Genomic DNA, 8,337 nt, shown 5'->3' with positions numbered 1-8,337 from the left:
ATAATCATACTTCATTTTTATAACACCTATATCTTTAAATTTGCTCCAATCTATAATGTCTTTATCTGCATAAAACTCTTCATATTCTTTTTCTCCGCTGGTGTCTGTTTTTGAGATATAACAAGCCCATTGCCCTTTTTCAGGAAGGACAGTTGCAAGTTCCCTTGCTTCTTCTTCTGAATTACACACATAAGGATCATAACCAAGACTATTTAAAAATCTCTGTGCTATCTCCCAGAAAGTAAGCATATCTTTTTCAGGGTCAAGCTTTGGGAAAAATATTTCAAGGTTTTGTCCCAGTAAACTACTTAAAAGACATAAAGCTCCGGATTCCGAAGGAGTGATAAAGTATCTCTTAATATCGTCAGGGGCTACTATCGGTTGTCTCTTTTGGATTCTATAACTAAAGCTATGAAGCAAACTCCCATCACTAAAAGCTACATTTGCAAATCTTGCAGTTGATATATCTATTTTATTCGCATACTTCATGAGGAAAAGCTCCATTATTCTCTTTGAGGCACCCATCATATTAACTGGATTAGTAGCCTTGTCAGTAGAAACACAGAAGTATTTCTTAACACCTTTATTTATAGATTGTTCAACAGTTTTTATCGTATTTAAAATATTCACATGAACCATTCTCATTAAAGTGTAAGGATCTTTTTCACTTCTGACATGTTTCAAAGCAGAAAAGTTAAGAACATAGTCATACTTTCCAAAATCTTCAAAAAACTTATCATAAATATCAGACCCAACATCTATAGCTAAAGTTTTAAACTCTCCTTCTATATACCCATAACTGCTCCTTAAATCTCTTACAAGTTCGGCTAAATTATTTTCGGATATATCAACTACATGTAAAAGTTTAGGATTTCTTTTAAAAATTTCTTTTACAGTTGCACTTCCTATGCTTCCAGCCCCACCTATTACAAGAAAAGAAGAGTTGCTAATTATTTTTTTAATAAAATCCTCATTTACCTTTAAATCCTCTAAAAAGAATATGCTTTTTCTATCAAGTATATCAAAAATATTGTTCATAAATAGCATTAAATTCCCTCAAAATTTTTTCTTGTAATGGATTTAATTCTATCCAATTCTTCTTCCATCAAAGGCTCTACTAGTAAGCTTAATACTCCCTGACTTTCATTTTCTGAGTTTTCCAAAGAACTGAGCACCTCACACCTTCCCTCAAAAAACTTCATCTTATGCAGAGGCACCGGATACTACAATCTCAATTATAACTTAAAAACCTTCCCATCCTCAATATGTACCATTTTGACCGCATTTCGTAAATCTACCACCAGTTTTGCTTTGTTTACAATATGATCCACATCAAAGCAAGAATGATTTGTGGTAAATACCACACAGTCAGCCTTTTCAATAACCTCATCAGTAAGCTCAACACCCAACCATTTTTTTCCATATTCATCTATTACCTCAGGTATATAGGGATCATGATATAAAACATTGGCACCTTTTTTTGCAACTTCATGCATAACTAACAGTGCTGGACTTTCACGTGCGTCATCAATATCGGGTTTATATGCAACCCCTAAAAATAACACAGTTGAACCGCGCAGTGGTTTTGAATATCTATTTAAAGCATAGGAAATCTTGTTCATCATTCTATAGGGTTGCAAATTATTAATACGCCCTGCAGTCTCAATCATACTTAAATCAAAATTAAAGCCTTTTGCAATATATTCCAAGTAAAAGGGGTCAAGCGGTATACAATGCCCACCAATACCAGGTCCCGGATAAAAAGCCTGGAAACCAAAGGGCTTTGTTTTTGCTGCCTCTATAACTTCCCAAATATTAATATCCATTTTACCTGCCAATAAAGCCAACTCATTAATGAGCGATATATTAACCAATCTATAAGTATTTTCTAAAATCTTTACCATTTCCGCTGCTCTTGGCGAGCTTACTGGATACAGATATTTAATTGCCTTGCCATATAATGCTAAGGCTATTTCTTTTGCATCCTCGCCCAAAGCACCCACCACTTTGGGGGTATTTTCAGTATTATATTCCTTATTGCCAGGATCCACTCGCTCAGGGCTAAAACAAAGCCAAAAATCAACACCTTCTTTCAATCCCCCTTCCTTTTCAATAATGGGTTTCATAAATTGCTCGGTTGTGGTGGGGTATGTAGTGCTCTCAAGACTAATAAATACCCCTGGCTTCATATTCCGTGCAATATCTCTACAAGCAGTTTCAATAAAACTCATATCTGGCTTTTTAAATTTATCTAAAGGTGTTGGTACACATATAATAATCGCATCGCATTCTTTTATTCTTGTAAAATCAGTGGTAGCACTAAGCATTCCATTTTTTACAGCAAACGATAGTTCTTGTGGATTTACATCACTTACATAGTTTTTGCCCTCATTAATCATTGCTGCCTTTGTTTGATTTTTTTCAAAACCTAATACGGTTACTCCATTTTTTGAAAATGCAACAGCCAATGGTAAACCAACATATCCTAAACCAATGATACCAACAATCACAGTGTTATTATCAATCTTTTGTAAAATTTGTTGTTTATAATTCATTGCGTATCACCATAATTATTGTATAATTTATTATTCACTGTTTTAATATTAGTATTTATGTTACTGTTCATTTTTTTATGTTATAATTTTCTACATTAAATTATTCATAAATGCGAAAACATGAGCAAAATATAAATTAGGTGGTGTCTCAAAAGGCATCTCCTTTGCAATGACTTTGCACCTTCCGTCATTGCGAGGAGCGCCAGCGACGAAGCAATCTCGCCTTCCGTGGTACTGGGATTGCTTCACTTCGTTCGCAATGACATTACGGCAAACAGAGACCGCCACGGGGCTTACGCCCCTCGCGGTGACGACGAATCCGTCATTGCGAGGAGCGCCAGCGACGAAGCAATCTCGCCTTCCGTGGCACTGGGATTGCCACGCTGCGTTCGCAATGACTTTGTACTTGGGTCATTGAACCCCCAAGGTTTGTTTTGGGACGGCCTTTATATTCATTATGAAATTTTTTAATGAATTATTACTAAAATCTCTATATAATTTATCTATCATAAACGTATCCATTTTTCATAATTATGGGCACCTCTAAAAACCGCTTTCATCATTAAGAATTTAATAAAAAGAAAGCGGTTTTATCCTATATATTGTGCCCACAAGGGAACATCCGAAAAAATAGTTTTTAGAGGTTCCCTTATTCTTTACTAAAATTTATGATACAGGTATTGCACAGCTTATAACATTTAATAAAATATTAATTTATCAAAACCCCACACTTATTACACATTTCCCCTTTTTTTAATCTAAAACCGCACTTACATACCCATCCGTGTTGTACAGCTGGAACACCATAGACAAGTGCATAGTTTGGTACATCATGGGTTACCACACTACCTGCGCCAACCAAACAATACTCACCTAAAGTAACTCCACATACAATTGTGGCATTTGCACCAATAGTAGCACCTTTTTTTACAATTGTCTTTTTATATTCATTTTTTCTTTCAATAAAAGCACGTGGATTTATCACATTGGTAAAAACCATTGAAGGTCCACAAAACACATCATCTTCAATGATTACATTATCATACACACTAACATTGTTCTGTATCTTAACTCTATTGCCAATAACTGCTTTTCCACCTATATAAACATTCTGTCCAATAACACAATTATTACCAATAATAGCACCCTTCATCACATGACAAAAATGCCATATTTTTGTGCTGTTCCCAATAACTGCTCCTTCATCCACATATGAAGAGCTGTGTAAATAATATTCCCCATTATGTGTTGCTATTTTTCTAAGCTCATCCATTTTTAATAAAATCCTCTATCACATCGCATACATAATCAATTTCATCATTTGTTAACTGGGGAAACATAGGCAGAGCAATAATACGTTTGCTTACATTTTCAGCAACAGGAAAGTCACCTGCTTTATATCCCAAATGGGCAAAACACTTTTGCAAATGAAGTGGTTGTGGATAATATATGGAATACCCAATATTCTTTTCCTCAAAACGCTTGGCTAATTCATCGCGTCTATCAAGCAGTATATTATACACATAATATACCGCTTTGTTATATGCCTTTACTTCTGGTATAGTAATATCTTCAATATGCGATAATCGCTCATTATATCGTTTTGCAATCTGAAAACGCTTTTCAATTGATTCATTAATGTATTTAATCTTTATTTTTAAAATAGCAGCTTGTAAAGTATCCAAACGTGAATTATATCCCACATATTCATGAAAATATTTTTTAGAAGCTCCATGAACACGGTAAGTTTTAATTTTTCTATATAGCTCCTCATCATCAGTAACCATTAAACCTGCATCACCATACGCACCCAATGTCTTTGTTGGGAAAAATGAATAAATTCCAATTTGGGCGATAGTTCCAGCAAAGCGCCAGGTATTGTTGATAAACGTCTTCATTCCCCATGCTTCTGCAGCATCTTCTAATACAGGAATATTGTACTTGTTTGCTATTTCCATGATTTTACTCATATTCGCAGGCTGCAAAAAAAGGTGTACTGGTAAAATCCCAACAGTTTTGGAATTTATTTTTTGCTCTAATTCATCGCAATTAATGTTAAATGTATCTGGTTCAATATCAACAAAAACAGGTTTTCCACCAACCCTCACAATGCAGGATGCAGATGCAAAAAAAGTAAAAACCGGTGTAATTACTTCACCTTTTCCAAACCCTAAAATATCACTTCCCAACACCAGGGCATCAGTGCCGCTAGCAACACCTACAGCATATTTGACACTTAAATATTCAGCAGCCATAGCTTCAAAATCAGCAACATCTTTACCTAATATAAAATCACCACGCTGCAGTACATCGTGAATAGCCCTATCAAATTCATCTTTATAAAATTCATATTCCCTGGTTGATGTATAAAATGGAACTTTCATTAAAATATCCTTATACATTTTTAACTATGCCCCTCTCGTCATTGCAAGTGCCTCTGGAACGCCTACGTCATTGCGAGGAGCGCAGGTGCGCGGCAATCCTGTCATTGCGAGGAGCGCCAGCAACGAAGCAATCTCGCCTTCCACCTCATTGGGATTGCTTCCCTTCGACAAGCTCAGGACAGGCACTGCGCTTGCAATGACACTACAGCCACATCCGTCATTGCTTCACTTCGTTCGTAATGACATTATGCCATTAAAATACTCTCAATAACAACTACAAAGTGAATTCAATATAATATCCGATGTATTCCCATCACCATATAGTTTTACATTATTACCTTTCTTGCCATTAGAACATAAATGCAACGCTTCTAATATTTTGGTTTTATCAGTACTTGTTACAATATTCCACCCTTCTTCAACCAATTCTACCCACTCTGTTGAATCACGCAATGTTATACACATTTTACCAGCAAAATATGCTTCTTTTTGTACCCCACCTGAATCAGTTATAATAAACTCACATTCGTTTTCAAGGCTCAACATATCAAAGTATCCAACAGGATCAATTAAATGTATATTTTTGGAAATCTCGATATTCATTTTTTCCATAATTTTTCTGGTACGCGGATGAACGGGAAAAATTATTGGATATGTTGTAAACTGGTTCAACGCTCCAAAAATAGAGGTTAGTCTTTCTTCATTATCAGTATTTTCTGCCCTATGGATTGTTAAAAGGACAAATGGTTTTTCTATTTTATGCACTATCGCTCCACCTTCATTTAAAGCTTTATCTTTATAATATAAATATGCTTCATACATTATATCACCACATTGTATTACTGCCTTATTATCTATATCTGGTTGGCTTGCGACATTATTTTTAATTCCCTCTTTTTCAAGATTCTTTACTGCAGTCTCTGTTGGACAAAATAACCAGGTTGAAATGTGATCAGTTATTATTCTATTTTGCTCTTCAGGCATTATCATCATATATGATCGCAGGCCAGCTTCAACATGAGCCACGGGAATATGAAGTTTTGATGCTGCAAGCGCACCAGCTAATGTAGAATTTGTGTCTCCATACACCATTACCAAATCAGGTTTTAATTCAAGAATTAATTTTTCAATACCCTGCAACATTTTTCCAGTTACTTCACCATGATTCCCTGAGCCAACTTCTAAATTAAAATCAGGTTCTGGTATTTCCATTTGTTTAAAAAAAACATTCGACATCATTTCATCATAATGCTGACCTGTATGAACAATAGTCTCTTTAATAAACTCTGAATATCCTTTTGTACGCACTTTTCTACTTAACACCGCAGCTTTGATAAACTGCGGTCGGGCACCAACAACTGTCATAATATTAAGCATATTTAACCTATTTTTTTCTTTTATAAATTTATGGAAAAGTGCACTTTTTACGCTCTTATGCTTTGATAGTAAAAAATTAATAACTTAATTGCTCCATCAACCTTATGCCTGATAAGACATCATCTTTATCAGGGAACATCTCCCAGCATTCTTCAACTATATATTTATATAATGTATCATGTCCCTTCCCATAAACATGATCTATCGTAAAATCCATTTGCGGCTTTTCCATACCTTCAACATCCCAAAAATCTATGGTATTAAGATTTGTACCAGAAAGCCGTATAGTACCTTTTTCAGCAATCAATGAAAACTCGGTCATATAATTTTTTTTGTATGTGCTAACAGTAGCATTAATTGTACCAATAGTCCCATTGTTAAATTTACATACCGCCGATACAGTATCATATACTTCTAATCCTCTCAGCGAACCACCAATTCCCTTGCCTTCAATTAATTCACCAAAGAAGAAATGCACCATATCAACATAATGACTTGCCTGAGTGTATAATACACCTCCATCAAGTTCTAATGTACCATGCCAATCAATGGAAAAATATTTATCATCTCTATTCCAAAAGATATTGCACACAAATTGGTAAATTTTTCCTAATTTTCCAGAATCAATGATGCTTTTAATAAAAGAAACAAGAGGATTATATCTATTCTGGTATACTGGCAATAACTTCTTACCTGCTTTCTCAACTCTATGATATAATTCATAACCCTCTCGCAATGTTAACGATATGGGCTTCTCAACAAGAATATACGGTATATTTGTAAACTCCGCAACCTCAGCAGCATGTCGTGGATGCAATCCTGAAGGTGTAAGAATTGCTGCAACATCGACATCTTTCATTGTCTTGTAATCGGTTGTCCATGGAACTTTTAAACTATTTCCGGTTTCACGAGCTTTATCTTCATCTATATCACAAACACTTGCAATAGCAATGTTTTTATTTGAAGCAATAGCTTCTATATGTCTTTTTGAAATTCTGCCACAACCAATAAGAGCAACCGTTTTCATAATAACCTCATCATTGACAATTTTACCATTTCTTTATAAAGGGCTTGCTTCGCTACGCTCGCAATTATTTTTGCCCCCGTCAGTGCGAGCACCGTAGGTGCGTGGCAATCTTGCCTTCCGCATCACCGTGATTGCGTCGCTACGCTCGCAATGACACATTGGCAACATCCGTCATTGCGAGCACCGCAGGTGCGTGGCAATCTCGCCTTTTGTCATTGCGAGGCACGCAGTGCCGTGGCAATCTCGCCTTTCATCACACCGGAATTACTTCACTTCGTTCGCAATGACAGGGACACAGCTTCGCCCTCTCAGTTACAGGAGCACTTCCTGACCAAGTCTTTTTATAGTAACTATCGCAACCACACACAAAAAATCCATCACATACCAATAATAACGAGTAAATTTATTACTCATAAATTGTCAAGGATTTTCTATTTTTCTTTATATACAGACAGGATGGACATATTTACTGAAAAATGCAATATATTTTATACTCTTTATTAACCAGTTGAACTTACTCCTTCCAAAATTATATTAATACCTGGTTATATTAAGTGTGATAGGTGACCTGTGAAGCGTGAATAGAACATCATTGTTTTGATCTCAGGTATTTGATCAGACCTACTAACATTTTTCTAATTTTTTCTATATCGTTATCCACAACCAAATTATTATTAATGTATCCCAATTCTTTTGAAATAATCAACTGAGTTTGTAATTCAGCTAAGGAACCTAAAGAAATATATAAAAATTGAATTAATTCTTTATCAGAATTTCTTGCACAACCCTCTGCTATATTTGATGGTACTGATATAGCAGCCCTTCTTATTTGGGAAGTAAGTCCATAAAGTTCTTCTTTAGGAAACAAAGCTGTTATTTCATACACTTGTTTCACCAGTTTAACTGAATCCTTCCACACATCCAGATCTTCATGAATCATCTCATCACCCTTCACCCATCACTCATCACCTATCACCCATCACTCATCACTCTT

General features: G+C 35.4%; 7 protein-coding genes. All 7 read right to left on the bottom strand.

Annotation, left to right across the window (positions count from 1 at the left end; all coding sequences use genetic code 11):
- The coding region (locus AB1444_15715) for a UDP-N-acetylglucosamine 4,6-dehydratase (GenBank protein ID MEW6528102.1) at window positions 1–1,038 on the bottom strand (1,038 nt) is incomplete at its 3' end.
- A gap of 197 nt (window positions 1,039–1,235) precedes the next feature.
- Window positions 1,236–2,555 (bottom strand): nucleotide sugar dehydrogenase, encoded by a 1,320-nt coding sequence (locus AB1444_15710; GenBank protein MEW6528101.1) that lies wholly within the window; start codon window positions 2,553–2,555, stop codon window positions 1,236–1,238.
- 709 nt (window positions 2,556–3,264) lie between these two features.
- A complete protein-coding gene (locus AB1444_15705; protein ID MEW6528100.1) occupies window positions 3,265–3,828 on the bottom strand; it encodes an acyltransferase in 564 nt (187 codons plus the stop codon).
- Complete coding sequence (locus tag AB1444_15700) at window positions 3,821–4,939, bottom strand: DegT/DnrJ/EryC1/StrS family aminotransferase (GenBank protein MEW6528099.1); 1,119 nt, start codon at window positions 4,937–4,939, stop codon at window positions 3,821–3,823. Before AB1444_15700 ends, AB1444_15705 begins: the two co-directional genes overlap by 8 nt.
- 264 nt (window positions 4,940–5,203) lie before the next feature.
- Complete coding sequence (gene wecB / locus AB1444_15695; GenBank protein MEW6528098.1) at window positions 5,204–6,316, bottom strand: UDP-N-acetylglucosamine 2-epimerase (non-hydrolyzing); 1,113 nt, start codon at window positions 6,314–6,316, stop codon at window positions 5,204–5,206.
- A gap of 76 nt (window positions 6,317–6,392) precedes the next feature.
- Complete coding sequence (locus AB1444_15690) at window positions 6,393–7,343, bottom strand: Gfo/Idh/MocA family oxidoreductase (protein MEW6528097.1); 951 nt, start codon at window positions 7,341–7,343, stop codon at window positions 6,393–6,395.
- Window positions 7,344–7,932: 589 nt separating this feature from the next.
- Entirely contained in the window at window positions 7,933–8,283 is a 351-nt protein-coding gene (locus AB1444_15685; GenBank protein MEW6528096.1) for a four helix bundle protein, read from the bottom strand.
- Between the last annotated feature and the right edge of the window lie 54 nt (window positions 8,284–8,337).

Source organism: Spirochaetota bacterium (assembly GCA_040756435.1).
Taxonomy (GTDB): domain Bacteria; phylum Spirochaetota; class UBA4802; order UBA4802; family UB4802; genus UBA4802.
This window is presented reverse-complemented; position numbering and strand designations above follow the sequence as displayed.